The sequence below is a fragment of the Mesorhizobium sp. GbtcB19 genome (assembly GCF_019091085.1).
GTDB lineage: Bacteria > Pseudomonadota > Alphaproteobacteria > Rhizobiales > Rhizobiaceae > Mesorhizobium.
Map to the genome: position 1 here is coordinate 53,694 of NZ_JAGXJY010000007.1, position 25,474 is coordinate 79,167.

The window sequence follows — 25,474 nt, forward strand, 5'->3', positions numbered from 1 at the left end:
CCCAGGCAACAAGCCCGCGCTTTACGGCGCGGGCTTTTCGTTTCTGACGAACAGATTTCTCAGCCGAGGAAATCGGCCCCCGTCATTGGCGGGAAACGGTCACCGCGCCAGCCAGCCGCCGTCGACCGGCACCACCGCGCCATGCATGTAGTCCGACGCCGGCGCCAGCAGGAACACGGCCGCATCGCCGATGTCGTCGGGCCGGCCCCAGCGACCGGCGGGAATGCGTCCGAGGATGGCGGCGCTTCGGTCGGGATCGGCGCGCAGCGCCTCGGTGTTGTTGGTCTCGATATAGCCCGGCGCGATGCCGTTGACGTTGATGCCTTTGGACGCCCATTCGCAGGCGAGCAGCCTTGTGAGGCCGAGCACGCCGTGTTTCGAGGCGGTGTAGGAGGCGACGCGGATGCCGCCCTGGAAGCTGAGCACCGAGGCGATGTTGACGATCTTGCCGCGCCGCCCGGGTTCGGCCAGCACACGCTTGGCAAAGGTCTGGCAGAGCCGGAAGACGGTCTTGAGGTTGACGTCCATCACCTCGTCCCAGTCGGCCTCGCTCAGATCGACCGCGTCGGCGCGCCGGATGATGCCGGCATTGTTGACCAGCCCGTCGATCGGACCGCTCTCATCCCAGACGCGGTCGAGCATCGCGGCGGCCTCGGCCGGATCGCCGAGATCGGCCTTCACCGCTTCAAAGTTGCCGCCCGCGGCCGCGACTTTGCCGGCCGTGTCGTCCATCGCCGAGCGGCCGACGCCGACGACCAGGCCGCCGGCGCGCGCGATCGACACGGCGATGCCCTGGCCGATGCCGGTGTTGGCGCCGGTGACGAGGATGCGCTTGCCGATGAGGCTGAAGGCGGAAAGATCGCTCAAGCTCAGCCCCTTCGCTTGCTGGCGATCGTAGGATCGATCGCTCCGCGCATGTGACAGCGCCCCTTCACAGGCGATACGCCTTCTTGGCAAGTGTATAGGCCAGTTCCCCGGCCAGCTCATGCGCCTCGTCCTCGCGCAGCCGATGCTCGGCCACCAGCCGCGCTAGGAAGGCGCAGTCGACGCGGCGGGCAACGTCGTGCCTGGCCGGGATCGACGGAAAGGCGCGCGTGTCGTCGTTGAAGCCGACGGTGTTGTAGAAGCCGGCCGTCTCGGTGGTCATCTCGCGGAAGCGGCGCATGCCTTCCGGGCTGTCATGAAACCACCAGGCCGGACCGAGCCTGAGCGCCGGGTAGACGCCGGCGAGCGGCGCCAGCTCGCGCGCATAGCTCGTCTCGTCCAGCGTGAAGAGGATGATCGTGAGGTCGCGCTCCAGCCCGACGCAGTCGAGCAGCGGCTTCAGCGCCGTCACATAGTCGGTGCGGGTCGGGATATCGAAACCCCTGTCGCGGCCGAATTTCTGGAAAACAGCAGGCGAATGATTGCGCCAGGAGCCCGGATGGATCTGCAGCACCAGGCCGTCGTCCAGGCTCATCTTGGCCATCTCGGTCAGCATCTGGGCGCGGAACAGGCGCCGCTCGCGCTCATCCTGCGAGCCGCCGCGGACGCGGTTGAACAGCTCTTGCGCCGCCGCGTCGGAAAGATTGGCGGTCTCGGCGGTCGGATGGCCATGATCGGAAGAGGTCGCGCCGAATTCCTTGAAATAGGCGCGCCGCTTTCGGTGCGCGTCGAGATAGCCGGCCCATGTGCCGGTATCGCATCCGGTGATTTCGCCGAGGCGATCGAGATTGTCCGAGAACCCTTCTAAATCGGGATCGACCACGGCGTCCGGGCGATAGGCGGTGACGACGCGGCCCTTCCAGCCGCTGTCGCGGATCATCCGGTGCCATTCGAGGTCGTCGAGCGCGCCCTCGGTGGTGGCGATGACCTCGATGTTGAAGCGCTCGAACAGCGCGCGCGGGCGATAGTCGTCGCGCTCAAGCAGCGCGGCGATGGCATCGTAATGACGGTCGGCGGTGGCGGCGTTCAGCGGCTCGTCGATGCCGAACAAATGCTCGAGCACATGGTCGAGCCAGAGCCGCGTCGGCGTGCCGCGAAACAGGTAATAATGCTCGGCGAAGCGCCGCCAGATCGCGCGGCCGTCGGTCTCGACCGGCAAGCCGTCGAGCGTCGGCACGCCGAGCTCTTCCAGCCGCACGCCCTGGCTGAACAGCATGCGGAAAATGTAATGGTCCGGCACGATGAGCAACTGCGCGGGGTCCGGAAACGGCTCGTCGAGCGCGTACCAGCGCGGGTCGGTATGGCCGTGCGGGCTGACGATGGGCAGGTCCTTCACGCCGGCATAAAGGGCACGGGCCAATGCGCGCGAACTCGCCTCGGGCGGAAACAGCAGATCGGGATCGGTCGGCGCGATCATCGAAAAAAGCGGTTCCTCCAATGCATGTCGCCCGGAAGCGTGCAGCGGTATCGGCAACGACTTGCTCGGCAAAGACCTGAAGCGCGTCGCCGGAATCCGTTTCAGCGCGACGCGCCTTTAGGGCTGGGTATCGGTACGGTCGGCCAGGAATGATGTCAACGCCAGGGAGAGCCTTCACCTTCTTGCAGCGCTGGGGAACAGGTGATACGCCGCGTGTGCTCCATCGGACAGGACATCGACATGCCGCTTCACCGAAGCCTCTCAGCCGTTTCGGTGCCATGAGCAGCGGCCGCCTTTCCGACAGGACGCTGCGGTCCTTGCCAGGCGAGGTTGCGGTTCCGGCCTATGATCGCGCCGGCATCACGCCGGGCATCGTCCATCTCGGCGTCGGCGCCTTTCACCGCGCCCATCAGGCGGCCTATGTCGACGCCTGCCTGAGCGACGGCGAGAGCGACTGGGGCATCGTCGGCGTCTCGCTGCGCAGCCCCGATACGCGCGATGCGCTCAAGCCACAGGACGGGCTCTACACGCTGGCGATCAGGGACAGCGCCGGCGAACAGTTGCAGGTGATCGGCTCGATCCAGTCCCTGCTCGTCGCTCCGGAAAATCCAGACGCGGTGCTCGCCGCGCTGACCGACCCGCGCATCCGCATCGTCACGCTGACCATCACCGAAAAGGCCTATCTGAGAGCAGCCGACGGCAACCTCGACAGCGCTCACCCCGATATCGTCCACGACCTCGCCAATCCCGCTTCGCCGAAAACGGCGCATGGATTTCTCGCCGAGGCGCTGGCGCGCCGCCGCGCCGCGGGCACGCCGCCTTTCACGGTTCTGTGCTGCGACAACCTGCCGGCCAACGGCGCCACGCTGCACCGGCTGCTGAGCGAGTTCGCCAAGCTGCGCGACGCTCATGGTGGCGCCGGCCCGGCATTGGCCGGCCATGTCGCGAACGAAGTCGCTTTCCCGTCGAGCATGGTCGACCGCATTGTGCCGGCGACGACGGATGCCGATCGGGCGCGCATCGCGCAACAAATCGGCGTCGAGGACACCTGGCCGGTGATGACCGAGCCGTTCCGGCAATGGGTGATCGAGGACCGCTTTCCCGCCGGTCGACCGGCCTGGGAGAAATTCGGTGTCACCATGGTCGAGGACGTCGGCCCTTTCGAAGACATGAAGCTGAGGCTGCTCAACGGCGCGCATTCGGGCATCGCCTATCTTGGCCTGCTCAGCGGCCACGCCACGGTCGACCGCGCCTTTGCCGATCCGGCAATAAGACAGTTCGTGGATTGGCTCTGGGCCGAGGCCATCCCGACGCTGCCGCAGGATGCCGGGCTCGACACAAGCGCCTATACGGCCGAGCTCGCCGAACGATTTTCGAACACCGCGCTCGCACACCGCACCGCGCAGATCGCCAATGACGGCAGCCAGAAACTGCCGCAGCGCATCATCGCCTCCGCCCTGGCGCGGCTGGAGGCGGACTTGCTGCCGGAACATCTGTCGCTGGTCATCGCTGCGTGGATCGCCGCATGCGCCGCGCGCGGCGGGACCTTGCCCGAGGCCCACTTCACCGACCCACTCGATGCCGCGCTCGGGGACCTGTTCGGCCGCAACCTGCCGACAGCTGAGATGACGAAGGCTGTGTTCGACCTCGCCGGCTTTGCCAAGGGTCATCCGGAACGGCTGCAATTGATCGAATTCGTCGCCACCCACCTTGTTCATCTCAAACAGGGTGGTCCTAAGCTGACCCTCGCCGCGCTCGGCATTGGCAACGAACCACCGAGGCTGACTGAGTAGTCTCTGCGGGCTATTTGCCCGCCGACCCGTTCACGACCTGCCGCGCGGCATAGTCGACCCCGTTCGAATTCCAGTACAGGCGCACGACTTTGCCCGCCAGATTTTCATAGGGAACGAAGCCGACCGTAAACCGGCTGTCGGAGGAATTGTCGCGATTGTCGCCGAGCATGAAATAATGCCCTTCGGGCACTTCGAAGACGCGCGTGTTGTCACCCACCGCATTGTCGGTGAGGTTGATCACCGAATAGGAAACGCCGTTGGGCAAGGTCTCGCGCTGCAACCTGGCGGTCTTGAAATCCTCGGACGCATACGGACCGATATCATCGAGCCCGACCGGCACGCCATTGATGTGCAGGACGCCGTCAATCATCTGGATTTTTTCGCCCGGCAGGCCGACGACGCGCTTTATATAGTCGATGCTCGGATCCGGTGGGAATTTGAACACCACAACATCCCCTCGCTGGGGCTCGGCGCCCCATACCCGGCCGTCGAAAGTCAGCAGTTCGAAGGGATCGCTGTAGCGGCTGTAGCCATAGGCGTATTTGGCAGCAAAGAAATAGTCACCTTCCAGCAGCGTCGGAACCATGCTGCCGGCCGGCGTCGAAAAGGACTGGAACAGGAAGGTGCGGACGACGAACCCGGCCACGATGGTGGCGTAAAACGCCATCACGAACACCGAAACGCCTTGCGCATACCATTTGTCCGGTTTGAACCGGCGCGCCAGCGGAGCAACGATCGCTGCCCATACGATCATCATGCCGAAGCCGGAGTATCTGCCGATGGCGGCAAGATTCATGCCCGGCAACACCGGGAAGCCGATGTAGCAGATCGCGATGCTGGCGGCAGTGACAGCAATGAGGCTGATGACGGCAAGCCTTCCGGCGCCGACCCACAGGAAGCCGGCGAACGGGCCGCCAATGGCCGACACCAGCGCAGTCGACCACCATGATCGCGAACCTGCTTCCGGCTGCCCCGCTTGTTCCGTCATCGGCACCCCCATGCCTGGAGCAATCCCAGAAAAAGTGTGTTGCGGTTTTCCGTCTGGAATTGTGTGAAATCAAAGAGATAGAGTGTTTCGCCGTTTCCGTGAAACGGTGAACGGCTCCAGGCAGCCGGACTGTCCATCAAACCGGAAGACGGGGCAAACAAAAAAGCGGGGCAAAGCCCCGCCTTCTCAGTTGCCTGTCTGAAGCCGACCTCAGGCCGGCAGCAGCGCGCCTTCCAGCGTGGTGAGCTGGCTGAGGAACTGCTCGGCGCGGCTGCGCGCCACGTCATCCTTGGCGTCGGCGGCGTCTTCCTTGGCGTCCTGGATGCGACGGGCAAGATCGGCGCGGTCGATGTCGTTCACATGCACGGCCGATTCAGCAAGCAGCGTGCAGCCGGACGGCAGGATGTCGGCGAAACCGCCGAACACGACATAGCGGTCTTCCTTGCCGCCCGCGGCCTTCACCGTGACGACGCCGGGCTTGATGGTGGTCATGACCGGAGCGTGCTGCGCCATCACGGTCATTTCACCTTCGGCGCCCGGAATGACGACCGACTCGACCTGTTCGGAAACGAGCAGCCGCTCCGGCGAGACCAGTTCGAACTTGAAAGCTTCAGCCATGCCAATTTAGCGAGTAGGGAATAGCGAGTAGCGAGTAGTGAAGAAACTCGGCCGGCCCACTTGTCCCTATTCGCTACTCCCTATTCGCTATTCGCTTCGTTACGCCGCTTCAGCCGCGAGGCGCTGCGCCTTCTCGACCGCCTCGTCGATGCCGCCGACCATGTAGAAGGCGGCTTCCGGCAGGTGATCATAGTCACCGGCGCAAAGGCCCTTGAAGCCCTTGATGGTGTCGGCGAGGTCGACCAGCTTGCCCGGCGAGCCGGTGAACACTTCGGCGACGAAGAACGGCTGCGACAGGAAGCGCTCGATCTTGCGGGCGCGGGCAACCGTCTGCTTGTCCTCTTCCGACAGCTCGTCCATGCCAAGGATGGCGATGATGTCCTGCAGCGACTTGTAGCGCTGCAGGATCGACTGCACCTGGCGGGCGACCTGGTAGTGCTCCTCGCCGACGACCATCGGGTCGAGCATGCGCGAGGTCGAGTCGAGCGGATCGACGGCCGGGTAGATGCCCTTTTCCGAGATCGCGCGATTGAGCACGGTCGTGGCGTCCAGGTGGGCGAACGAGGTCGCCGGCGCCGGGTCGGTCAAGTCGTCGGCCGGAACGTAGATCGCCTGCACCGAGGTGATCGAGCCCTTGGTCGTCGTCGTGATGCGCTCCTGCAGCGCGCCCATGTCGGTGGCCAGCGTCGGCTGGTAGCCCACGGCGGAAGGAATGCGGCCGAGTAGCGCCGACACTTCCGAGCCCGCCTGCGTGAAGCGGAAGATGTTGTCGACGAAGAACAGCACGTCCTGGCCCTGGTCGCGGAAATATTCGGCGACGGTGAGGCCGGTCAGGCCGACGCGGGCGCGCGCGCCCGGCGGTTCGTTCATCTGGCCGTACACGAGTGCTGCCTTCGAACCCTGGCCGCCGCCCTTCTTGTTGACGCCCGATTCGATGAACTCGTGATAGAGGTCGTTGCCTTCGCGGGTGCGCTCGCCGACGCCGGCGAACACCGAGAAGCCGCCATGCGCCTTGGCGACGTTGTTGATCAGTTCCTGGATCAGCACGGTCTTGCCGACGCCGGCGCCGCCGAACAGGCCGATCTTGCCGCCGCGGGCGTAAGGCGCCAACAGGTCGAGCACCTTGATGCCGGTGACCAGGATCTGCGCTTCCGTCGACTGGTCGACATAGGCCGGAGCCGGCTGGTGGATGGCGCGCATCTCGATGCCGTCGACCGGGCCTTCCTCGTCGACCGGTTCGCCGATGACGTTGATGATGCGGCCGAGCATGCCCGGGCCGACCGGAACCGAGATCGGCGCGCCGGTATCATAGACGTCCTGGCCGCGGACCAGACCTTCGGTCGAGTCCATGGCGATGCAGCGCACGGTGTTCTCGCCGAGATGCTGGGCGACCTCGAGCACCAGGCGGTTGCCGACATTGTCGGTTTCCAGCGCGTTCAAGATGGCCGGCAGGTGGTCTTCGAACTGCACGTCGACGACGGCGCCGATGACCTGGCGGACCTTGCCGGCGGCGCCGACGCGCTTCGTCGCGACGCTGGCTGCCTTCGCGGTTGCCGCCTTGGCCGGAGCCGCTGCCTTGGCCGGAGCGGCCGCCTTCTTCGCCGGAGCGGCCTTCGCGGCGGCTGCCGGGGCCTTTGCCGCGTCCTTGGCGGCGGTCTTCGGGGTAGCTGCTTTCGCCATCGTCTTTGCCCTTTTCGTCTATCCGTTGTTCACGCTGCCCGCTGGGACATTGTCCCTACGCGCGCGCCTAGAGCGCCTCGGCGCCCGAAATGATTTCGATCAGTTCCTTGGTGATCTGCGCCTGCCGCTGGCGGTTGTAGGTGATCGACAGCCTGTTGATCATATCGCCGGCGTTGCGCGTCGCATTGTCCATCGCGCTCATCTTGGCGCCCATCTCGCCGGCCGCGTTTTCCAAAAGCGCCCGGAAGATCTGCACCGCGATGTTGCGCGGGATGAGGTCGGAGAGGATTTCGCCCGGCTCCGGCTCGTATTCATAGACGGCGCCGCCGCCATTGCCGGCTCCGGCCGTGGCCGAAGCCTGCGCCGCCGGGATGATCTGCTGCGCCGTCGGGATCTGGCTGATCACCGACTTGAACTGCGAGTAGAACAGCGTGCAGATGTCGAAGCCGCCCTCGTTGAAGAGGTGGATGACCTTGCGCGCGATCGCATCGGCGTTGACGAAACCGAGCGTCTTGACCTCGCGCAGGTCGACGCGCTCGAGGATCAGCGAAGCGTAGTCGCGCCGCAGGATGTCGAAACCCTTCTTGCCGACGCAGATGACCTTCACCTGCTTGCCGTCGGCGAGCAGCCGGCGGATGTGGTCGCGGGCAAGGCGCGCGATCTGCGAGTTGAAGCCGCCGCACAGGCCGCGCTCGGCGGTGCAGACGATGAGCAGATGCACGTCGTCCCTGCCAGTGCCGGTCATCAGCGCCGGCGCATCGCCACCGCCGCCGATCGCCTGGGTGATGTTGGCCAGAACCGCGCCCATGCGCTCGGAATAGGGACGCGCCGCTTCCGCCGCTTCCTGCGCGCGACGCAGCTTCGCCGCGGCGACCATCTGCATCGCCTTGGTGATCTTCTGCGTCGCCTTGACCGAGGCGATGCGGTTACGAAGGTCTTTTAACGAAGCCATGCTTCAAACCTGATCCCGTGCGTTCGGCTGCTTGTTCAAGCGAAGGTCTTGGCGAAAGCGTCGATCTCGGCCTTGAGCTTGGCGCGCAGATCGTCCGACAACGCCTTCTCCTTGCGGATGCCGTCGAGCACGTCCTTGCCGGCCGAGCGCATGTGGCTGAGCAGACCATGCTCGAACTTGCCGACCTGGTTGAGCGGCAGCTTGTCGAGATAGCCGTTGACGCCGGCGAAGATCACCGCGACCTGCTCCTCCGTCTTGAGCGGCGAGAACTGCGGCTGCTTGAGCAGCTCGGTCAGGCGCGAACCGCGGTTCAGCAGGCGCTGCGTGGCGGCGTCGAGATCGGAACCGAACTGCGCGAAGGCCGCCATTTCGCGGTACTGCGCGAGCTCGCCCTTGATCGAGCCGGCAACCTGCTTCATCGCCTTGATCTGCGCCGACGAGCCGACGCGCGACACCGAAAGACCGACGTTCACCGCTGGGCGGATACCCTGGAAGAACAGGTTGGTCTCGAGGAAGATCTGGCCGTCGGTGATCGAGATCACGTTGGTCGGGATGTAGGCCGACACGTCGTTGGCCTGCGTCTCGATGATCGGCAGCGCGGTCAGCGAGCCATTGCCGTTGTCGTCATTGAGCTTGGCGGCACGCTCGAGCAGGCGCGAGTGCAGATAGAAGACGTCGCCCGGATAGGCTTCGCGGCCCGGCGGGCGGCGCAACAGCAGCGACATCTGGCGATAGGCGACGGCCTGCTTCGACAGATCGTCATAGCTGATCAGCGCATGCATGCCGTTGTCGCGGAAATACTCGCCCATGGTGCAGCCGGCGAACGGCGCCAGGAACTGCATCGGCGCCGGATCGGAGGCGGTTGCGGCGATGATGATGGAGTAGTCGAGCGCGCCGCGCTCTTCCAGCACCTTGACGAACTGCGCGACGGTCGAGCGCTTCTGGCCGACGGCGACGTAGACGCAGTAGAGCTTTTCCTTCTCCGGACCGTTGTCGTGCACCGATTTCTGGTTCAGCATCGTGTCGAGGATGATGGCGGTCTTGCCGGTCTGGCGGTCGCCGATGACCAGCTCGCGCTGGCCGCGGCCAACCGGGATCAGCGCGTCGATGGCCTTGAGGCCGGTCGACATCGGCTCATGCACCGACTTGCGCGGAATGATGCCGGGCGCCTTGACGTCGACGCGCTTGCGCTCGGTAGCCTTGATCGGGCCCTTGCCGTCGATCGGGTTGCCGAGGGCGTCGACCACGCGGCCGAGCAGGCCCGGGCCGACCGGAACGTCGACGATGGCGCCGGTGCGCTTGACGGTGTCGCCTTCCTTGATGTCGCGGTCGTTGCCGAAGATGACGACGCCGACATTGTCGGCTTCGAGGTTCAGCGCCATGCCGCGGATGCCGCCAGGGAACTCGACCATCTCGCCGGCCTGGACATTGTCGAGGCCGTAGACGCGGGCGATACCGTCACCGACGGACAGAACCTGACCGACTTCGGAGACTTCCGCCTCCTTGCCGAAATTCTTGATCTGGTCTTTCAGAATTGCGGAAATTTCCGCGGCGCGGATGTCCATCAGCCGACCTCTTTCAGTGCAAGCTTGAGCGAATTGAGTTTGGTTTTGAGCGACGTATCGATCTGGCGCGAGCCCATCTTGACGATCAGCCCGCCGAGCAGCGACGGATCGACGGTCATGGCGATGGCCACGTCCTTGCCGGCGATGCTCTTCAGCGTCGCCTTCAGTTCAGTCTGCTGCGCCGCCGTCAGCGCATGCGCCGAAGTGACCTCGGCGGACGCCTCGCCGCGATGGTCGGCGGCGATCCGGCGGAACGCCTTGATCATGCCGGGCACCGCGAACAGGCGGCGGTTCCTGGCGACGACGCGCAGGAAATTGCCGACCAGGCCGGTAATGCCCGCCTTGTCGGCGATGGCGGCGATGGCCTTTGCCTGGTCCTCGCTGGAGAACACCGGGCTGTTGATCAGTCGCGAAAGGTCGCCGCTGTCATTGAGCATCGCCTCGAAGCTGGCGAGGTCAGCCTCGACCTTGGCGACCGAATTGTCCTGCAGTGCAAGCTCGAACAGCGAGCCGGCATAGCGTTCTGCGACAGCTGAGATTGGCGATGACGATTGGGCCACGGACCGTCTTTTCTCTTGTCTGACAGGCCGCAGATTGTTGGCGCGAGCGAAAACTCTGGCTAAATCTTTGACCTTACTGCATTTTTCCAAGCACGGAGGCGCGGCTTCCGCTATCCCCGGTCGAAAGTCGATTGCCGTCTAGCACAGGCTTTTTAAGACCGCAATGCATCGTCCGGCATGCTTTTCAGGCACTTTTGTCGCATCCGGCGGCGAAGGCCAAGCTCAAGCGCCGAATTCACGGCACGAAGCCGAAGGCAAAGGCCAGCGGCAACGCCGCCAACGCCAATTCAACCACGATGGAAGCCCAGTTGAAAGGGGTGTTGGCGCCATCCGACATCATCGACAGGAGCCGGCCGAAGGCGGTGAACAGCCACGAGAAGCCGAGCGCCATGTAGAGCAGCGGTTGCGCCAGCAGGATGCAGCACAGGCTGACGCCGAGATAGAAGCCCGACATGCGACCGCGCCCTTCGGCGATCGCCGCCGCTTTCTCGGGCCTCGGCTGCAGGCGTAGCGCGCGAAAGGCAAGCCCCGGCGCCAAGAACAGGAAGAGGCCCAGAGCCAAGGTCACGACAGCGCTCGACCAGGCCAGCCACTCGCCCTGGCTTGCCGGCCACGGAAACGCAAAGTCCATGAAATCCCCCTCTTATTTCTTGCTCTGAAACACCGGCATTCTAGCGAGGGAAAAGCAGTGCGCCAGAGGAGGGCGCGCACATTAGGAGTGGCGCAATCAGGAGAGCGCGAAATCGACCGCGGCCTCGGCATGGATGCGCGTGGTGTCGAACACCGGAACGTCGAAATCGCCCTGGCCGATCAGCATGGTGATCTCGGTGCAGCCCATGATGACGCTGTCCACTTGATCCTCGCGCCGCATACGATCGATTTCCCCGACATAGGCCGCGTGCGATTCGGGTTTGACGATGCCCCGGCAAAGCTCGTCGTAGATAACACGGTGCACCATGTCGCGACCGGCCTGGTCCGGCACCACCGGCTGCAGGTCGTATTTCTCCACGAGCCGGCCTTTGTAAAAGTCCTGCTCCATGGTGAAGCGGGTCGCGAGCAGCGCCGGCCGCTTGACGCCGGCCTCGACGACCGCCCGCCCGGTGGCGTCGGCGATATGGATGAGCGGAACCGATACGGCCGCCTGAACATCGCCGGCCAGCTTGTGCATGGTGTTGGTGCAGATCACCAGTCCTTCCGCGCCGCCCGCCTCCAGCTTGCGCGCGGCCTCCACCAGAAGCGCGCCGGCGCCGTCCCAATCGCCAGCATGCTGCCGTTCGGCGATCTCGGCGAAATCGAACGACCACAGGAGCAGCTTCGCCGAGTGCAACTCGCCCAGCCGCTCGCGCACGATCTCGTTGAGCAGGCGGTAATAGATCGCCGTCGATTCCCAGCTCATGCCACCGATCAGGCCAAGGGTTTTCATGTGTGGACTTGCTCCGTTCCCATGCTATCTCTATATTGTGACCACATGAGACTACAAGGGAGATCGCCTTGAAAACCGTCCAGCTTCGGGAGGCTAAGGCAGGGCTCTCGGCGCTCGTCGAGGCCGCGGGAAATGGTGAGCCTACTACCATCACCAGGCATGGCAAAGCGATTGCCATGGTTGTTCCGATCGATGAGGGGCGAAAGCTTTATCCGCAGGGCAGCCAAAGGGCCTTTGTCGACTTCCTGCTTCAGTACCCCGGCGGTATCGAATTCGAGCGAAACGAATCGCCGTCACGGGACGTCGAATTTTGAGCGGTTACTTACTCGATACGTCGTTCCTATCGGCCTTCGCGCCTGACCGTCCCCGGCTTCCCTCACATGTATTGACCTGGGTTGACGAGCAGCGGGAGCGCGGCTCCTGGCACATGTCATCCATCGTTGTTCTGGAGTTGGAAAAGGGCATCGCGAAACTGAAGCGATCAGGTGCAAGTGCGAAGGCGGCGCGTATCGGCGACTGGTTCGAACGGCTTCTGACGGAATTCGATCAACGCATTCTGCCAGTGGACGTCACAATCGCAAGAGAGGCCGGCAAACTGGAAGATGCCGCGATCGCCAAAGGCTTCAATCCTGGCCTGGCGGACGTCGTGATCGCCTCGACTGCCCGCGTGAACGGCATGTCCGTCTTAACGGCCAATGTCCGGCATTTTGCGCTTCTCGATGTACCCTATCTGAACCCGTTCGCAGAGGGTGGCACAGAAGCGTAATCTCGCAATCTCAGAGAAAGCTCTGCGGGTCGATGTCGACCTGCACGCGCACGGAGCCGCGCAGCTTCGGCCCTTCCGCCAGCATGGCGCGGATGAAGCCCTGCATGTCGGCGCGCCGTTCGCCCTGTACCAGAAGCCGGAAGCGGTGGCGGCCACCGAGCAGCGACAATGGCGCCTCAGCTGGGCCGAGCACGAACAAGTCCGAAGCCTGGGGCGCGGCGCGACGCAAGCCGCGCGCATGGCCCTCGGCTTCGCCTCGCGTCGCGGCGCTGACGATGATGCCGGCGAGCCGGCCGAACGGCGGCAGCGCCGCCCGTTCGCGCTCGGCGATCTCGCGCTCGTAAAACGCTTCCGAATCCCCTGAGACGATCGCCCGCATCACCGGATGGTCCGGTTGGTATGTTTGCAGCAGGCCGAGGCTCTTCTTGCCGGTGCGGCCGGCGCGCCCCGTCACCTGGCTGAGCAGTTGGAAGGTGCGCTCGGCGGCGCGCGGATCGCCATTGGCCAGTCCGAGATCCGCATCGACCACGCCGACCAGCGTCATGCCCGGAAAATTGTGACCCTTGGCGACGAGCTGTGTGCCGATGACGATGTCGGCCTCGCCATTGGCGACGGCCTCCAGCTCGAGCCGCAGCCGGCGCACCCCGCCCAGGAGGTCGGAGGACAAGACAATCGTGCGGGCATCCGGAAAATGGCTGACGACTTCCTCGGCGATGCGCTCGACACCCGGCCCGCAGGCGACCAGATGATCGAGCGTGCCGCATTCCGGACAGGCCTCGGGCCGGCGCTCGTTGTGACCGCAATGATGGCAGACGAGCTGGCCGCGAAAGCGGTGCTCGACGAGCCATGCCGAGCAGACCGGACAGCCGAAGCGGTGGCCGCAGACGCGGCAGAGTGTCAGCGGCGCATAGCCGCGCCGGTTGAGGAAGAGCAGCGACTGCTCCTTCCTCTCCAGCGTGCGCTGCATCTGTTCCACCAGGACCGGCGACAGGAAACCGCCGCGCGCCGGGGGCGCGCGGCGCATGTCGATCGACTTCAGATCGGGGAGCGCGGCTTCCGCGAAACGCGACGACAGCACCGCCCGGTTGTAGCGGCCCTGGCTGGCATTGACCCGGCTTTCCACCGACGGCGTCGCCGAGGCGAGCACAACCGGAAAACCGCCTATATGGCCGCGCACCACAGCCATGTCGCGCGCATTATAGAAGACGCGGTCTTCCTGCTTGTAGGCGGGATCGTGCTCCTCATCGACGACGATCAGGCCGAGCTCCTTGAAGGGCAGGAACAGCGCCGAACGCGCGCCGGCGACGACGCGCACGCCGCCTTCCGCCACCTGCCGCCAGACGCGTTCGCGCATTTTTGGCGGCAGGTCGGAATGCCACTCCGCCGGCTTGGCGCCAAAACGGTCCTGGAAGCGTTCGAGGAAGGCGTGTGTGAGCGCGATTTCCGGCAGCAGGATCAGCACCTGCTTGCCCTTGTCCAGCGCCGCCGCCACCGCTTCGAAATAGACCTCGGTCTTGCCGGACCCGGTGACGCCGTCCAGCAGCGTGACATTGAAGGCATCGGAGGCGACTGCGGCGCGAAGCTTGTCGGCGGCGGCCCTCTGGTCCGGCATCAGCTCCGGCACCGCATGACCGGGATCGGGTGCCGCCACCACCGGCCGTGGCGGGATCATCACCGTCTCGAACACGCCCTGCGCCCGCAAGCCGTCAATGACGGTCGAGGACACGCCAGCCGCATGTGCCAGCCCCGTGCGCGTCCAGGCCAGCCCGCCTTCGGCCGTCTCCAGCACGCGCCGCCGCGCATCGGTCAACCGGTCCGGCTCGGCCAGCGTGCGCTGCAACCCTTCGATCCACGGCTCCGGATCGAACGCTTCTGGAGCTCGAAGCAGCATGCGCGCGACCATGCCTGGGGCCGACAGCGTGTATTGCGCGATCCAGTCGACGAAGCGGCGCATGGCGCGGTCGATCGGCGGGCAATCGAAGACCTCTTCGATCTGCCGCAATTTCTTCGCATCGACCGTCTCGACCGCGCCGTCCCAGACGATGCCCGCGACCTGGCGCGGGCCCAGCGGCACGCGCACGATCGAGCCCGGCACCACGCGCATGCCCGGCGGCACGGCATAGGTGTAGGGCCGTTCGGCGGGCATCGGCACCAGCACGGGTGCGGCCGCGACAAAGGGCGAATCTTCGATCATCAGGCGTGACCTTGCCCTGACTTTGGTCTAGATCAAAGGGGACCCTCTCATGTGCCTGGCAGTGGCCGGGCGATCCCCAAGGAGACAGCCATGAAGTTTTTTGTCGACACCGCTGACATCAAGGAAATTAAGGAGCTGCACGATCTGGGGCTTCTCGATGGCGTCACCACCAACCCGTCGCTGATCCTGAAATCGGGCGGCAAGATAGCCGAAGTCACCAAGCAGATCTGCGACATCGTCGAAGGCCCCGTCTCGGCCGAGGTCGTGGCGACCGAGTTCAATCAGATGATGGCCGAGGCCGAGGTGCTGGCCAAGATCGCGCCCAATGTCTGCATCAAGGTGCCGCTGACGCTGGACGGGCTGAAGGCCTGCAAGACGATCCGCACCGAGATGAAGCGTATGGTCAACGTAACGCTGTGCTTCTCGGCCAACCAGGCGCTGCTCGCCGCCAAGGCTGGCGCCTCCTTCATCTCGCCCTTCGTCGGCCGCATCGACGACACCGGCTCGGACGGCATGGAGCTGATCTCGGAAATCCGCACCATCTATGACAATTACGACTTCAAGACCGAGATCCTGACCGCTTCGGTGCGCACGGTGAACCATGTCAAGCAGGCGGCGCTGATCGGCGCCGACGTCGTCACCGCGCCGCCGGCGACGCTGAAGGCGCTGGTCAATCATCCGCTGACCGACAAGGGTCTTGCCGCCTTCCTCGCCGACTGGGCCAAGACCGGTCAGAAGATCGGCTGAGGCAGGGGCAATTCCAGAGAAGTGTGCAACGATTTTCCGTCCGGAATTGCACAAGGCAAAAAGTAGCGAAGAAGGCCGGGAAACCGGCCTTTTTTCGTGGCAAGGTGCCTATGCCTTGGCAAGGTCACATGCCTTGGCGATTGGCCGCAACGCCCCATCGTGATCGTCATCCACGGGCGGAGCGAGGAGCGAAGCGACGCGCGCAGACCCGAGCATCCATTCCGTGACATACGAGCGTCGCCACGGTGCAGAATTCTGCTCCGCTGCACCTTCAGGCTGAGGTAACGGAATGGATCCTAGGGTCTGCGCGACGCCGCTTCGCGGCTGCTCCGCCCTAGGATGACGAAGTTCGGAAGGCCTCAGCCAATCCCCGGCGAGGACCTAGGCTTTTTTGCCGTGCTTCGCCAAATCCTGGGCTATCGAAAGCCGCAGGAAATCGGCAAGCTCGCGCGCGGCGCGGTTCTCGGCATCGATCTGCGCGCGGTAGGCGGCATATTCCTGCAGCGGCCGGTCGAAGGATGACGGCACCGAGCGCTTGCCGACGGCAATCACCGTGCCGGCGGTGTCCCTCAGCACATAGTTGGCGGTCAGCGTCACCGTGCCTGCCGTCGGCTCGTCTTCCTCGGTCTGGACCTGGACGATGGCCGCTGATTCGACCAGTTCGGTGACACCGAGATCGAGCGTATAGGCCGGCGAGGCCGGCTCGCCCGAGCCTTGCCCGAAGGCGAAGATCAGATTGTTGCGCACCTGCTGCGCGTAACGGGTGCCGACCGGCTTGATCGCGATCGAGGCCAGTTCCGCGGAGGGGCTGAGCTGCGACCCGGCAGACAGCGGCTGGCTGGAATAGAGCGGCCTGACCGTGCAGGCCGAGACCAGCGCCAGCGCCGCGACCATGCCGCAAACCGCCAAGCGGCCGCGCAGGCGGGCCGCTTCTGACTTCACCGGATCAGGCAACGACATTGACGATCCTCTGCGGCACGATGATCACCTTGCGCGGGGCCTTACCTTCCAGTGCTTTTTGCACGAAGTCGAGAGCCAGCACCGCTTTTTCGACGGCACCTTGATCCGCGTCGCGGGCAATTGTCAAATCGCCGCGCTTCTTGCCGTTGACCTGCACCGGCAGCACGATCTCGTTGTCGACGACCAGCGCCGGATCGTAGACCGGCCAGGGTCGCTCGGCGACCAGCTCAGCGCCGCCGAGCTCATGCCAGCACTCTTCCGCCAGATGCGGCATCATCGGCGCGATCACATGCACCAGGATTTCCACCGCCTCACGGCAGGCGCCCTTTAGCTCCGCATCGGCCTTGCCCTCGGCCACGTCGTTGAGCGGCGTGGTCAGCGCATTGGTGAGCTCGTAGATGCGGGCAATCGCGCGGTTGAAGCCGAGCCTTTCAATATCTTCTCCGATCGCCTTCAGGATCTTGTGCGCGGCCTTGGAAACGGCTCCGGCCTCGCCTTCCTTCGCCGCTTGCGGCTTGACGCCACCGAGCGTCTCGGCGGCGATCGACACCAGACGCCAGATGCGCTGGATGAAGCGATGCGCGCCGGCGGCGCCATCGTCGGTCCATTCGACGTCGCCCTCGGGCGGCGAATCCGACAGCATGCACCAGCGCGCCGTGTCGGCGCCGTAGCCATCGGTGATCTCTTCCGGGCTCACCGTGTTCTTCTTCGACTTCGACATCTTTTCGAGCGCGCCGATCGTCGCTTCCTCGCCGGTGGCGATCTCGATGGCGCGGCGCTTGCCGCCCAAATCCTCGAGCCTGACCTCGCTCGGCGACAGCCAGCGGCCGTTGTTGGACGGGCCGCCGACCCGATAGGTCTCGTGCACCACCATGCCTTGGGTGAACAGGCCCTTGAACGGCTCGGCGAGGTTCAGATGCCCGGTCTCGCGCATGGCGCGGGTGAAGAAGCGCGAATAGAGCAGGTGTAGGATCGCGTGCTCGATGCCGCCGATATACTGGTCGACCGCCAGCCATTCGTCGGCCGCCTTCGGCTCGGTCGGCTCATTGGCCCAGGGCGCGGTGAAGCGCGCGAAGTACCAGGACGAATCGACGAAGGTGTCCATCGTGTCGGTCTCGCGCCTCGCGTCGCGGCCGCATTGCGGGCACTTCACATGCCGCCATGTCGGATGCCGGTCGAGCGGATTGCCCGGACGGTCGAACTCGATGTCGTCGGGCAGCTTGACCGGCAGGTCCGCCTTCGGCACCGGCACAACGCCGCAGGCCTCGCAATGGATCATCGGGATCGGGCAGCCCCAATAGCGCTGGCGCGAGATGCCCCAGTCGCGCAGGCGGAAATTCACCTTGCGCGCCGCCATCGGCCGGCCGCCGATGCTTTTCTGCTCCAGGAGCTTGGCCACTTCATCGCAAGCCTTCTCAGGCTTCATGCCGTCGAGAAAGCGCGAATTGATCATCACGCCGTCGTCGACATAGGCCTCCTCGATGATCTGGAAGGTCTTGGCGTCACCGTCTTCCGGCATCACCACCGGGATCACCGGCAGGCCATATTTGTTGGCGAAGTCGAGGTCGCGCTGGTCGCCGGACGGGCAGCCGAAGATGGCGCCGGTGCCATATTCCATCAGCACGAAATTGGCGACATAGACCGGCAGCGTCCAGCTCTCGTCGAACGGATGAACGACGCGGATGCCGGTGTCGAAACCTTTCTTCTCGGCCGTCTCGAGCGCGGCCACCGAGGTGCCCATATGGCGCACTTCCTCGATGAACTTCGCCAGTTCGATATTGCTTTCGGCAGCCTTCCGGGCCAGCGGATGGTCGGCGGCGACCGCCATGAAGGATGCGCCGAAAATGGTGTCGGGCCTGGTCGTGTAGACTTCCAACTCATGCGCATCGCCGACCGGTGCCGCCAGCGGCCAGCGGATCAGCAGCCCTTCCGAGCGGCCGATCCAGTTGTGCTGCATCAGCTTGACCTTCTCCGGCCACTCCTCGAGCAGATTGAGCGATTGCAGGAGATCCTCGGCGAAATCGGTGATCTTGAAGAACCACTGCGTCAGCTCGCGCTGCTCGACCAGGGCGCCCGAGCGCCAGCCGCGGCCGTCGATGACCTGCTCATTGGCGAGCACGGTCATGTCCTCCGGATCCCAGTTGACCTTGGAGGACTTGCGCGTCACCAGCCCCTTCTCGACGAAATCGAGGAACAGCATCTGCTGGCGGTGGTAATAGTCGACGTCGCAGGTCGCGAACTCGCGCGCCCAGTCGAGCGACAGGCCCATCATCTTGAGCTGCTCGCGCATGACGGCGATGTTTTCGTAGGTCCAGTCCTTGGGGTGGACCTTGTTCTGCATCGCGGCGTTTTCGGCCGGCATGCCGAACGCGTCCCAGCCCATCGGGTGCAGCACGTTGAAACCCTTGGCGCGCTTGTAGCGCGCCACCACGTCGCCCATCGTGTAGTTGCGGGTGTGGCCGATATGGATCTTGCCCGACGGATAGGGGAACATCTCGAGCACGTAATATTTCGGCTTCGGGTCGTCGTTCCTGGCCTCGAACAGCTTCTTTTCGGCCCAGGCCTTCTGCCATTTGGGCTCTGACGTGCGCGGATTGTAACGTTCGGTTGCCATCGGGTGTTTTTCACTTAAAAGCAGGCACGGGGCGCCGGACAATGGTTGGCGCCTGCGGAAATGTCGTCGCGGTGTTCACCATGGATTGCCGGACCCGTCAACTGCGGCGAGCCGGCGCGAGCGTTAAAACTATAGGCAGGATAGTGGCATGACGAGCGCCGTCGAGCAGCTTCACGCGGTCAAGGCGAAGATCGCAAACGCCGAACGCGAGGCGAAGCGCGAGCCCGGCACTGTGACGCTGGTGGCGGTGTCAAAGACCTTCGATGCCGAGGACATCCGCCCGGTCATCGAGGCCGGCCAGCGGGTCTTCGGCGAGAACCGCGTGCAGGAAGCGCAGGGCAAATGGCCGGCGCTGACAGAGGCGTTTCCCGATCTGGAGCTGCATCTGATCGGCCCGCTCCAGTCCAACAAGGCCAAGGAAGCGGTCTCGCTCTTCGATGTCATCGAGACCGTCGACCGAGAGAAGATCGCCGCCGAACTGGCGAGAGAGATTGCCCGGCAAGGCCGGACGCTGAAATTCTATGTTCAGGTCAACACAGGCTCCGAGCCGCAGAAGGCCGGCATCGAGCCGAGCGAGGCGATCGCCTTCGTCAAACGCTGCCGCGACGTGCACGGCCTGACAATCGAAGGCCTGATGTGTATCCCGCCGGCGGAGGAAAACCCCGGCCCGCATTTCGCGCTGCTGGAAAAGCTCGCCCGCGAGGCCGGTGTCGCAAAACTCTCGATGGGCATGTCCGGTGACTATGAGACGGCTGTCGCGTTCGGTGCGACCAGCGTCAGGGTTGGCTCGGCGATCTTCGGCAACCGGTAGCTTGCTGCGACCTGTTTTGCATGACCTTTTCTGGCGTAGCTGATATGAATTGTCGGACTGTTTTGCCGAGCGGCGCTCATGGACTGGGACATTCAGAAAGCAGGGAAGAACCTGCCGAAACTGGTTAGGCAAGCGCGCGAAGCAGGGCCGCAGACCATCACGGAGCATGGAAGGCCCGTCGTCGTGGTCGTGGCCGCCGAAGCGTACGAAAGGCTCGTCGGCGCCAAGCCGTCACTTGCGGAATATCTTCTCTCCGGTCCTGAGTGGGACGACGAGTTCGCCGAGGAAGTCAATCGCAGACCTGAGACCATGATCAGAGACATCGATCTCTGATTCTCTCGCTACGCAGCCTTGAAACGAAACGGGCCGTTCCTATTTCTCCGGTGTCTTTCAATCCTTCTCTCGGGGAAATCACACCATGCGTTACAACCAGCTCGGCAACACCGGCCTGTTCGTTTCCGAACTCTGCCTCGGCACCATGACCTTCGGCGCCGCCGGCCAGAATGCCCAATGGGGCCTGATCGCCAGCCTCGACCAGAAGGGCGTCAACGAGATCGTCGGCCGCTCGATCGCCGCCGGCGTCAACTTCTTCGACACGGCCGACGTCTATTCCGTCGGCCAGTCCGAGCAATTGCTGGGACAGTCGCTCAAGGATCTCGGCGTAAAACGTTCGGACGTCGTCATCGCCACCAAGGTGCATGGCGCCATGGGCAACGGGCCGAACGAGCGCGGCTCCTCGCGCGGCCACATCATGGATTCGGTCGACGGCAGCCTGGAGCGATTGCAGCTCGATCATATCGATCTCTACCAGTTGCATGGCACCGACGCGGTGACGCCGATCGACGAGACATTGCGCGCTCTCGACGATCTCGTGGCCAGCGGCAAGGTGCGCTATGTCGGCGTCTCAAACTGGCAGGCCTGGCGCATCGCCAAGGCGTTGGGCATTGCCGAGCGCAAGGGCTACGCCCGCTTCGAGACCATCCAGTCCTACTACTCGATCGCCGGCCGCGATCTCGAGCGCGAGATCGTGCCTTTGATCAACGAGGAAAAGCTCGGCCTGATGGTCTGGTCGCCGATGGCGGGCGGGTTGCTCTCCGGCAAATACGGCCCTGGCGCGCCCGGCAATGGCGAAGGCCGCCGCGCTTCCTTCAACTTCCCACCGGTCAACGAGGATCGCGCGTGGGCAGCGGTTGCCGTCATGCGCGAGATCGCCAAGAAGCACGAGGTCAGTGTCGCGACGGTGGCGCTGGGTTACGTGCTGGCCAAACCTTTCGTGATGAGCGTCATCATCGGCGCCAGCCGCATGGACCAGCTCGAGCAGAATCTGGCCGCGACCGGCTTGAAGCTCGATGCCGACGATCTTGCCAGGCTCGATGAGGTGAGCGCGCTGCCGGCCGAATATCCCGGCTGGATGCTGGAGCGGCAAAGCGCCGGCCGCCGGCCGGCGCCTTTCGTGCCGAAAGCGTAGCCCCCTTCGAGATAAGCTGACCTTTCGGGAGCCGCGTGTCCTTGGACGCGCGGCTTTTCCTTTTCAGAGACGAACGGTCTCGGCGAGAAAATCGAGGAAGGCCCTGACACGCGCCGGCAGATGCTTGCCCTGGCCGACATAGACGGCGTGTGTCGGCTCCTCGTCGCCGGGATTGAACTCCTCGAGCAACGGCACGAGCAGTCCGGCGGCAATGTCGGGTTCGACATGCCACCACGCCAGCCGCGCTATGCCGGCTCCCGCCAACGTCGTTCGCCGCATCGCTTCGCCGTCGGTCAGCGACATGTTTCCGACGATCTGCATGATGATCGATTTGCCTGTCGCATCGACAAAGGGCCAGCCTTCGATATGCCTGGCGAAGCCGAAGGCCAGCATGTTGTGGCGGGCGAGGTCGGATAATGCACGTGGCGTGCCGCGCGCTTCGAGATAGGCAGGCGACGCGACCAGCACCATCCGGCTCTGCCCGAGCTTGCGCGCAATCAGGCGTGACTCGCTGAGCGGCCCGGCGCGAATGGCGACATCGGCGCGCTCTTCCAGAAGGTCGATGACGCTGTCGGTCAGCACGGCTTCGACGAAAATCTCGGGATAGCGCTCCAGGAAACGCGGCAGCAATTCTATCAGACGGTGCTGGCCGAAGGGCACATAGGAATTGACCCTCAGCCTGCCGCGCGGCGCGGCGCCTGCAGCCGCTTCCCGTTCGGCCGCGTCGAGATCGGCCAGGATGCGCAGGCCGCTGTCATGGAAAGCCGCGCCCTCAGGCGTGAGTTGCAGCTTGCGTGTCGAGCGGCTGATCAGCCGCGCGCCGAGCCGCGCCTCCAACCGCGCGATCAATTTGCTCACCGCCGACGGCGTCATGCGCAACGCCCGCGCCGCGGCGGAAAAACTGCCCGCCTCGACAACGCGGACGAACACTTCGATCTCGCCAGAACGGTTTATTTCGGGTCTCGCCATTCGTGAATCTATTTCACAGAAAATATGCCCGATGCAAGGCTGGTTCACAGCTCGACAGATCCCGATGTTGCGGTCCGGGGCGCGGGATTGGGCGTCCCTTTCCTGATCAACCGGACCGCAGCCATGCCTCTCGCTCTTTATGCCCTCACCGCCGGCGCCTTCGGCATCGGCGTCACCGAATTCGTCATCATGGGCCTGCTGCTCGATGTCAGCGCCGATCTCGGCGTCTCGATCTCGGCGGCGGGCCTGCTCATTTCAGGCTATGCGCTGGGCGTCGTCGTCGGCGCGCCGCTGCTTGGCGCCTTGACCGGCCGCCTGTCGCGCAAGACCTTGCTGCTTGCCCTGATGGTGGTCTTCACTGTCGGCAACCTCGCCTGCGCGCTGGCGCCCGACTACTGGACACTGATGGCCGCGCGGGTCTTGACCGCCTTCGCCCACGCCTCCTTCTTCGGCGTCGGCTCGGTCGTTGCCACCGGCCTTGTCGCGCCCAACCGGAAGGCCTCGGCCATTGCGCTGATGTTCACCGGTCTCACCGTCGCCAACATCCTCGGCGTGCCTTTCGGCACCTGGCTCGGCCAGGCCTATGGGTGGCGCTCGACCTTCCTGGCCGTCACGCTGGTCGGCGTCATCGCCTTTGCCGTGATCGCGCTGCTGGTGCCGCGCGACGAGCCGGCAGCAGCGAACGAGGAGGAAAGCTCGGAGGGCGCGCTTGCCGTGCTCGGCCGCCGGCCGGTGTTGCTCGGCCTTTTGACCACGGTGCTGAGCTGGGTCGGCGTCTTTGCCGCCTTCACCTATCTGGCGCCGATCCTGACCCGCGTCACCGGCTTTTCCGAGGCGTCGGTGTCGCCGATCCTGCTCGTCTTCGGCGGCGGGCTGGTCGCCGGCAATTTGCTTGGCGGACGCCTCGCCGACCGCCACATTGTGCCGACGGTCGTCGGCACGCTGGTCGCGCTATCGGCGGTGCTGTTCGTCATGACCGCCGCGATCCACCAGCCGATCGCCGCGATCGTCGCCGTCGGCCTGCTGGGTGCCACCGCCTTCGCCACCGTCGCGCCGCTGCAGACGTGGGTGCTGGAAAAGGCCAAGGGCGCCGGCCAGGGCCTGGCCTCCTCCTTCAACATCGCCGCCTTCAATCTCGGCAACGCCATCGGCGCCTGGCTCGGCGGCTTCGTCATCGATCACGGCCCGGGCCTCGGCGCAGTCCCCCTCGTCGCCGGCCTGGTGCCGCTCGCAGCGCTCGGCGTGGTGGCTCTGGCGCTGCGTCTCGAACGCAGCCGCGCGATCGGCAAGCCGGTCACGGCGCAATGCTGAGCGCTATTTCCTTCGACATCCAATCAGGAGAAAAAAGATGGACTATCGACCTCTCGGCGCGTCCGGCCTGAAAGTGCCGGCCCTTTCCTTCGGCGCCGGAACCTTTGGCGGCTCCGGCCCGCTCTTCGGCCATTGGGGCAACAGCGACGCGCAGGAAGCGCGTCGTCTCATCGACATCTGCCTTGAGGCGGGCGTCAATCTCTTCGACACGGCGGATGTCTATTCGAACGGCGCCTCGGAAGAGGTGCTGGGCGAGGCGATCAAGGGCCGCCGCGACGCGGCGCTGATCTCGACCAAGACATCCCTGCCGATGGGCGACGGCCCGGCCGACTGGGGCTCGTCGCGCTCACGCCTGATCCGCTCCGTCGATGCGGCGCTGAAGCGCCTCGGCACCGACTATATCGACTTGCTTCAGCTTCATGCCTTCGACGCCTCGACGCCGATCGAGGAAGTGCTGTCGGTGCTGGACGACCTCGTGCGCTCCGGCAAGCTGCGCTATGTCGGCGTCTCCAATTTCTCCGGCTGGCAGGTGATGAAGTCGCTAGGCCTGGCCGACAAGCACGGCTACCCGCGCTATGTCGCCCACCAGGTCTATTACTCGCTGGTCGGCCGCGACTATGAGTGGGAGCTGATGCCCCTTGGTCTCGACCAGGGCGTAGGCGCTCTGGTGTGGAGTCCGCTCGGCTGGGGTCGGCTGACCGGCAAGATCCGTCGCGGCCAGCCTTTGCCGGAAAAGAGCCGGCTGCACGGCACCGCCGATTTCGGCCCACCGGTCGAGGACGAGCTTCTTTACCGAGTGGTCGACGCGCTGGAGGCGGTCGCCGCCGAGACCGGCAAGACCGTGCCGCAGGTTGCCATCAACTGGCTGTTGCGGCGGCCGACCGTCTCGTCGGTGATCATCGGCGCGCGTAACGAGGAGCAGCTCCGCCAGAACCTCGGCGCCGTCGGCTGGGCGCTGACGGCCGGGCAGATCAAGGCACTCGATGAAGCGAGCGCGGTGACGGCGCCCTATCCGTATTTCCCTTATCGGCGGCAGGAAGGCTTTGCCCGGCTGAACCCGCCGGCCGTGTGAGTGCTGAGGCTGAAGCTGCCGATCTCCCCCCTTGCGGGGGAGATGTCCGGCAGGACAGAGAGGGGTGTGAAGGAACGCGACGTTGACCAGAACCGCCAACCACGAGCGGCTTCATGGATAGTAACGGACAATTTCTGAGATGTTGGCGGGACAGCACCCCCCTCTGCCTTGCCGGGCATCTCCCCCGCAAGGGGGGAGATCAGCTGTTCCGGCGCCTCAGTGCACCACGAACTCCCCATCCACCTTCCGCCACTCATTCGGCGCGATCAGCTTGTGATGCGTATACGTCACCGAGTGCAGCGGTCCGTCGAGTTTCGTCTTCCAGAACTCGATGAAGCGGATCAGCACCGGAAACGTCGGCGCGATGTCGTAGTCCTGCCAGATGTAGCTCTGCAGCAAATGCGGATGGTCCGGGAAGTGATAGAGAATCTTGGCCGTGGTCAGCCCATAGCCCCTGAGCATAAGGTCCAATTCGGAATGGTCGCTCATTGCAGCCCCTAACGGTCGGTCTCCTTTCCTCCCAACGTCCGAGTCTGCGCTCAGTTACTTAACTGTCTATTGATCTTAGCACCTCCAAGGCGAGTTTTCCATCATTAAAACAGTTGGTTAGCAGCGACAGGCAGCGAGTGCTGACAGCGTTTC

Annotated in this window: 24 protein-coding genes; 9 read left to right on the plus strand and 15 right to left on the minus strand. The window is 64.6% G+C overall.

Annotated features, from left to right (window positions below; all coding sequences use genetic code 11):
• Positions 1 to 99 precede the first annotated feature (99 nt).
• Both kduD and uxaC read right to left on the minus strand, forming a co-directional pair.
• A complete protein-coding gene (kduD, locus tag KVT37_RS14405; protein ID WP_254634025.1) occupies positions 100 to 867 on the minus strand; it encodes a 2-dehydro-3-deoxy-D-gluconate 5-dehydrogenase KduD in 768 nt (255 codons plus the stop codon).
• Positions 868 to 931: 64 nt separating this feature from the next.
• Positions 932 to 2,341 (minus strand): glucuronate isomerase, encoded by a 1,410-nt coding sequence (gene uxaC / locus KVT37_RS14410; RefSeq protein ID WP_217574009.1) that lies wholly within the window; start codon positions 2,339 to 2,341, stop codon positions 932 to 934.
• Between the two features lie 278 nt (positions 2,342 to 2,619).
• On the opposite strand from uxaC, the gene KVT37_RS14415 reads away from it, so the two are divergent.
• Entirely contained in the window at positions 2,620 to 4,134 is a 1,515-nt protein-coding gene (locus KVT37_RS14415; protein WP_217574011.1) for a mannitol dehydrogenase family protein, read from the plus strand.
• Between the two features lie 10 nt (positions 4,135 to 4,144).
• Here the strand turns inward: KVT37_RS14415 and lepB are convergent, their stop codons facing one another.
• From lepB to KVT37_RS14455, 8 genes are all read right to left on the minus strand, one after another.
• Complete coding sequence (gene lepB, locus KVT37_RS14420; RefSeq protein WP_306796907.1) at positions 4,145 to 5,122, minus strand: signal peptidase I; 978 nt, start codon at positions 5,120 to 5,122, stop codon at positions 4,145 to 4,147.
• A gap of 210 nt (positions 5,123 to 5,332) precedes the next feature.
• On the minus strand, positions 5,333 to 5,740 hold the full coding sequence (locus tag KVT37_RS14425) for a F0F1 ATP synthase subunit epsilon (RefSeq protein WP_095816599.1): 408 nt from the start codon (positions 5,738 to 5,740) through the stop codon (positions 5,333 to 5,335).
• A 99-nt stretch (positions 5,741 to 5,839) separates the two neighbouring features.
• Positions 5,840 to 7,420 (minus strand): F0F1 ATP synthase subunit beta, encoded by a 1,581-nt coding sequence (gene atpD / locus KVT37_RS14430; RefSeq protein WP_217574013.1) that lies wholly within the window; start codon positions 7,418 to 7,420, stop codon positions 5,840 to 5,842.
• A 67-nt stretch (positions 7,421 to 7,487) separates the two neighbouring features.
• A complete protein-coding gene (locus tag KVT37_RS14435) occupies positions 7,488 to 8,372 on the minus strand; it encodes a F0F1 ATP synthase subunit gamma (RefSeq protein ID WP_217574015.1) in 885 nt (294 codons plus the stop codon).
• 35 nt (positions 8,373 to 8,407) lie between these two features.
• Positions 8,408 to 9,937 (minus strand): F0F1 ATP synthase subunit alpha, encoded by a 1,530-nt coding sequence (gene atpA, locus KVT37_RS14440; protein ID WP_095816596.1) that lies wholly within the window; start codon positions 9,935 to 9,937, stop codon positions 8,408 to 8,410.
• The gene (locus KVT37_RS14445; RefSeq protein WP_217574017.1) at positions 9,937 to 10,497 is read right to left on the minus strand and encodes a F0F1 ATP synthase subunit delta; all 561 of its coding nucleotides are present in this window, start codon (positions 10,495 to 10,497) and stop codon (positions 9,937 to 9,939) included. The genes atpA and KVT37_RS14445 overlap by 1 nt, the downstream gene beginning before the upstream one ends.
• 235 nt (positions 10,498 to 10,732) lie before the next feature.
• A complete protein-coding gene (locus KVT37_RS14450) occupies positions 10,733 to 11,128 on the minus strand; it encodes a DUF4345 family protein (RefSeq protein WP_217574019.1) in 396 nt (131 codons plus the stop codon).
• 96 nt (positions 11,129 to 11,224) lie between these two features.
• On the minus strand, positions 11,225 to 11,920 hold the full coding sequence (locus tag KVT37_RS14455) for an aspartate/glutamate racemase family protein (protein WP_217574021.1): 696 nt from the start codon (positions 11,918 to 11,920) through the stop codon (positions 11,225 to 11,227).
• Positions 11,921 to 11,988: 68 nt separating this feature from the next.
• Here KVT37_RS14455 and KVT37_RS14460 point away from each other — a divergent pair, with 68 nt between their 5' ends.
• Together KVT37_RS14460 and KVT37_RS14465 are read left to right on the plus strand one after the other, a co-directional pair.
• The gene (locus KVT37_RS14460; RefSeq protein WP_217574023.1) at positions 11,989 to 12,234 is read left to right on the plus strand and encodes a type II toxin-antitoxin system Phd/YefM family antitoxin; all 246 of its coding nucleotides are present in this window, start codon (positions 11,989 to 11,991) and stop codon (positions 12,232 to 12,234) included.
• Positions 12,231 to 12,686 (plus strand): type II toxin-antitoxin system VapC family toxin, encoded by a 456-nt coding sequence (locus KVT37_RS14465; protein ID WP_217574025.1) that lies wholly within the window; start codon positions 12,231 to 12,233, stop codon positions 12,684 to 12,686. Before KVT37_RS14460 ends, KVT37_RS14465 begins: the two co-directional genes overlap by 4 nt.
• A 10-nt stretch (positions 12,687 to 12,696) precedes the next feature.
• On the opposite strand, the gene KVT37_RS14470 is transcribed toward KVT37_RS14465, so the two are convergent.
• Positions 12,697 to 14,880, minus strand: coding sequence for a primosomal protein N' (locus tag KVT37_RS14470; RefSeq protein WP_217574027.1), 2,184 nt, complete (start codon positions 14,878 to 14,880; stop codon positions 12,697 to 12,699).
• Between the two features lie 90 nt (positions 14,881 to 14,970).
• Here KVT37_RS14470 and fsa point away from each other — a divergent pair, with 90 nt between their 5' ends.
• Positions 14,971 to 15,627, plus strand: coding sequence for a fructose-6-phosphate aldolase (fsa, locus tag KVT37_RS14475; protein WP_112128566.1), 657 nt, complete (start codon positions 14,971 to 14,973; stop codon positions 15,625 to 15,627).
• Positions 15,628 to 16,008: 381 nt separating this feature from the next.
• Here fsa and lptE read toward each other — a convergent pair whose 3' ends face one another.
• Both lptE and leuS read right to left on the minus strand, forming a co-directional pair.
• Complete coding sequence (lptE, locus tag KVT37_RS14480) at positions 16,009 to 16,587, minus strand: LPS assembly lipoprotein LptE (RefSeq protein WP_217574029.1); 579 nt, start codon at positions 16,585 to 16,587, stop codon at positions 16,009 to 16,011.
• Complete coding sequence (gene leuS, locus KVT37_RS14485) at positions 16,574 to 19,201, minus strand: leucine--tRNA ligase (RefSeq protein ID WP_217574032.1); 2,628 nt, start codon at positions 19,199 to 19,201, stop codon at positions 16,574 to 16,576. The genes lptE and leuS overlap by 14 nt, the downstream gene beginning before the upstream one ends.
• A 148-nt stretch (positions 19,202 to 19,349) precedes the next feature.
• On the opposite strand from leuS, the gene KVT37_RS14490 reads away from it, so the two are divergent.
• From KVT37_RS14490 to KVT37_RS14500, 3 genes are all read left to right on the plus strand, one after another.
• Positions 19,350 to 20,012, plus strand: coding sequence for a YggS family pyridoxal phosphate-dependent enzyme (locus KVT37_RS14490; protein WP_217574034.1), 663 nt, complete (start codon positions 19,350 to 19,352; stop codon positions 20,010 to 20,012).
• Positions 20,013 to 20,090: 78 nt separating this feature from the next.
• Complete coding sequence (locus tag KVT37_RS14495; protein ID WP_217574035.1) at positions 20,091 to 20,345, plus strand: type II toxin-antitoxin system prevent-host-death family antitoxin; 255 nt, start codon at positions 20,091 to 20,093, stop codon at positions 20,343 to 20,345.
• Positions 20,346 to 20,430: 85 nt separating this feature from the next.
• Positions 20,431 to 21,480, plus strand: a complete 1,050-nt coding sequence (locus KVT37_RS14500) for an aldo/keto reductase (RefSeq protein WP_217574037.1) — start codon at positions 20,431 to 20,433, stop codon at positions 21,478 to 21,480.
• Positions 21,481 to 21,543: 63 nt separating this feature from the next.
• On the opposite strand, the gene KVT37_RS14505 is transcribed toward KVT37_RS14500, so the two are convergent.
• Positions 21,544 to 22,449, minus strand: coding sequence for a LysR family transcriptional regulator (locus KVT37_RS14505; protein ID WP_217574039.1), 906 nt, complete (start codon positions 22,447 to 22,449; stop codon positions 21,544 to 21,546).
• A gap of 123 nt (positions 22,450 to 22,572) precedes the next feature.
• Between KVT37_RS14505 and KVT37_RS14510 the strand changes: the two genes are divergently transcribed.
• Both KVT37_RS14510 and KVT37_RS14515 read left to right on the plus strand, forming a co-directional pair.
• Positions 22,573 to 23,760 (plus strand): MFS transporter, encoded by a 1,188-nt coding sequence (locus KVT37_RS14510; protein WP_217574041.1) that lies wholly within the window; start codon positions 22,573 to 22,575, stop codon positions 23,758 to 23,760.
• Positions 23,761 to 23,797: 37 nt separating this feature from the next.
• Positions 23,798 to 24,832, plus strand: coding sequence for an aldo/keto reductase (locus tag KVT37_RS14515; RefSeq protein ID WP_217574043.1), 1,035 nt, complete (start codon positions 23,798 to 23,800; stop codon positions 24,830 to 24,832).
• A gap of 216 nt (positions 24,833 to 25,048) precedes the next feature.
• Here the strand turns inward: KVT37_RS14515 and KVT37_RS14520 are convergent, their stop codons facing one another.
• The gene (locus KVT37_RS14520; protein WP_217574045.1) at positions 25,049 to 25,321 is read right to left on the minus strand and encodes an usg protein; all 273 of its coding nucleotides are present in this window, start codon (positions 25,319 to 25,321) and stop codon (positions 25,049 to 25,051) included.
• Between the last annotated feature and the right edge of the window lie 153 nt (positions 25,322 to 25,474).

What these genes read in the sequence shown, in the direction of transcription:
- KVT37_RS14450 (WP_217574019.1), bottom strand. Translation starts at nt 11,128, where the DNA reads ATGGACTTTGCGTTTCCGTGGCCGGCAAGCCAGGGCGAGTGGCTGGCC.
- leuS (WP_217574032.1), bottom strand. Translation starts at nt 19,201, where the DNA reads ATGGCAACCGAACGTTACAATCCGCGCACGTCAGAGCCCAAATGGCAG.
- KVT37_RS14495 (WP_217574035.1), top strand. Translation starts at nt 20,091, where the DNA reads ATGGACTGGGACATTCAGAAAGCAGGGAAGAACCTGCCGAAACTGGTT.
- KVT37_RS14470 (WP_217574027.1), bottom strand. Translation starts at nt 14,880, where the DNA reads ATGATCGAAGATTCGCCCTTTGTCGCGGCCGCACCCGTGCTGGTGCCG.
- uxaC (WP_217574009.1), bottom strand. Translation starts at nt 2,341, where the DNA reads ATGATCGCGCCGACCGATCCCGATCTGCTGTTTCCGCCCGAGGCGAGT.
- KVT37_RS14415 (WP_217574011.1), top strand. Translation starts at nt 2,620, where the DNA reads ATGAGCAGCGGCCGCCTTTCCGACAGGACGCTGCGGTCCTTGCCAGGC.
- KVT37_RS14515 (WP_217574043.1), top strand. Translation starts at nt 23,798, where the DNA reads ATGGACTATCGACCTCTCGGCGCGTCCGGCCTGAAAGTGCCGGCCCTT.
- KVT37_RS14425 (WP_095816599.1), bottom strand. Translation starts at nt 5,740, where the DNA reads ATGGCTGAAGCTTTCAAGTTCGAACTGGTCTCGCCGGAGCGGCTGCTC.
- KVT37_RS14510 (WP_217574041.1), top strand. Translation starts at nt 22,573, where the DNA reads ATGCCTCTCGCTCTTTATGCCCTCACCGCCGGCGCCTTCGGCATCGGC.
- KVT37_RS14455 (WP_217574021.1), bottom strand. Translation starts at nt 11,920, where the DNA reads ATGAAAACCCTTGGCCTGATCGGTGGCATGAGCTGGGAATCGACGGCG.
- KVT37_RS14500 (WP_217574037.1), top strand. Translation starts at nt 20,431, where the DNA reads ATGCGTTACAACCAGCTCGGCAACACCGGCCTGTTCGTTTCCGAACTC.
- lptE (WP_217574029.1), bottom strand. Translation starts at nt 16,587, where the DNA reads ATGTCGTTGCCTGATCCGGTGAAGTCAGAAGCGGCCCGCCTGCGCGGC.
- fsa (WP_112128566.1), top strand. Translation starts at nt 14,971, where the DNA reads ATGAAGTTTTTTGTCGACACCGCTGACATCAAGGAAATTAAGGAGCTG.
- KVT37_RS14490 (WP_217574034.1), top strand. Translation starts at nt 19,350, where the DNA reads ATGACGAGCGCCGTCGAGCAGCTTCACGCGGTCAAGGCGAAGATCGCA.
- atpD (WP_217574013.1), bottom strand. Translation starts at nt 7,420, where the DNA reads ATGGCGAAAGCAGCTACCCCGAAGACCGCCGCCAAGGACGCGGCAAAG.
- atpA (WP_095816596.1), bottom strand. Translation starts at nt 9,937, where the DNA reads ATGGACATCCGCGCCGCGGAAATTTCCGCAATTCTGAAAGACCAGATC.
- KVT37_RS14505 (WP_217574039.1), bottom strand. Translation starts at nt 22,449, where the DNA reads ATGGCGAGACCCGAAATAAACCGTTCTGGCGAGATCGAAGTGTTCGTC.
- lepB (WP_306796907.1), bottom strand. Translation starts at nt 5,122, where the DNA reads ATGACGGAACAAGCGGGGCAGCCGGAAGCAGGTTCGCGATCATGGTGG.
- KVT37_RS14435 (WP_217574015.1), bottom strand. Translation starts at nt 8,372, where the DNA reads ATGGCTTCGTTAAAAGACCTTCGTAACCGCATCGCCTCGGTCAAGGCG.
- KVT37_RS14520 (WP_217574045.1), bottom strand. Translation starts at nt 25,321, where the DNA reads ATGAGCGACCATTCCGAATTGGACCTTATGCTCAGGGGCTATGGGCTG.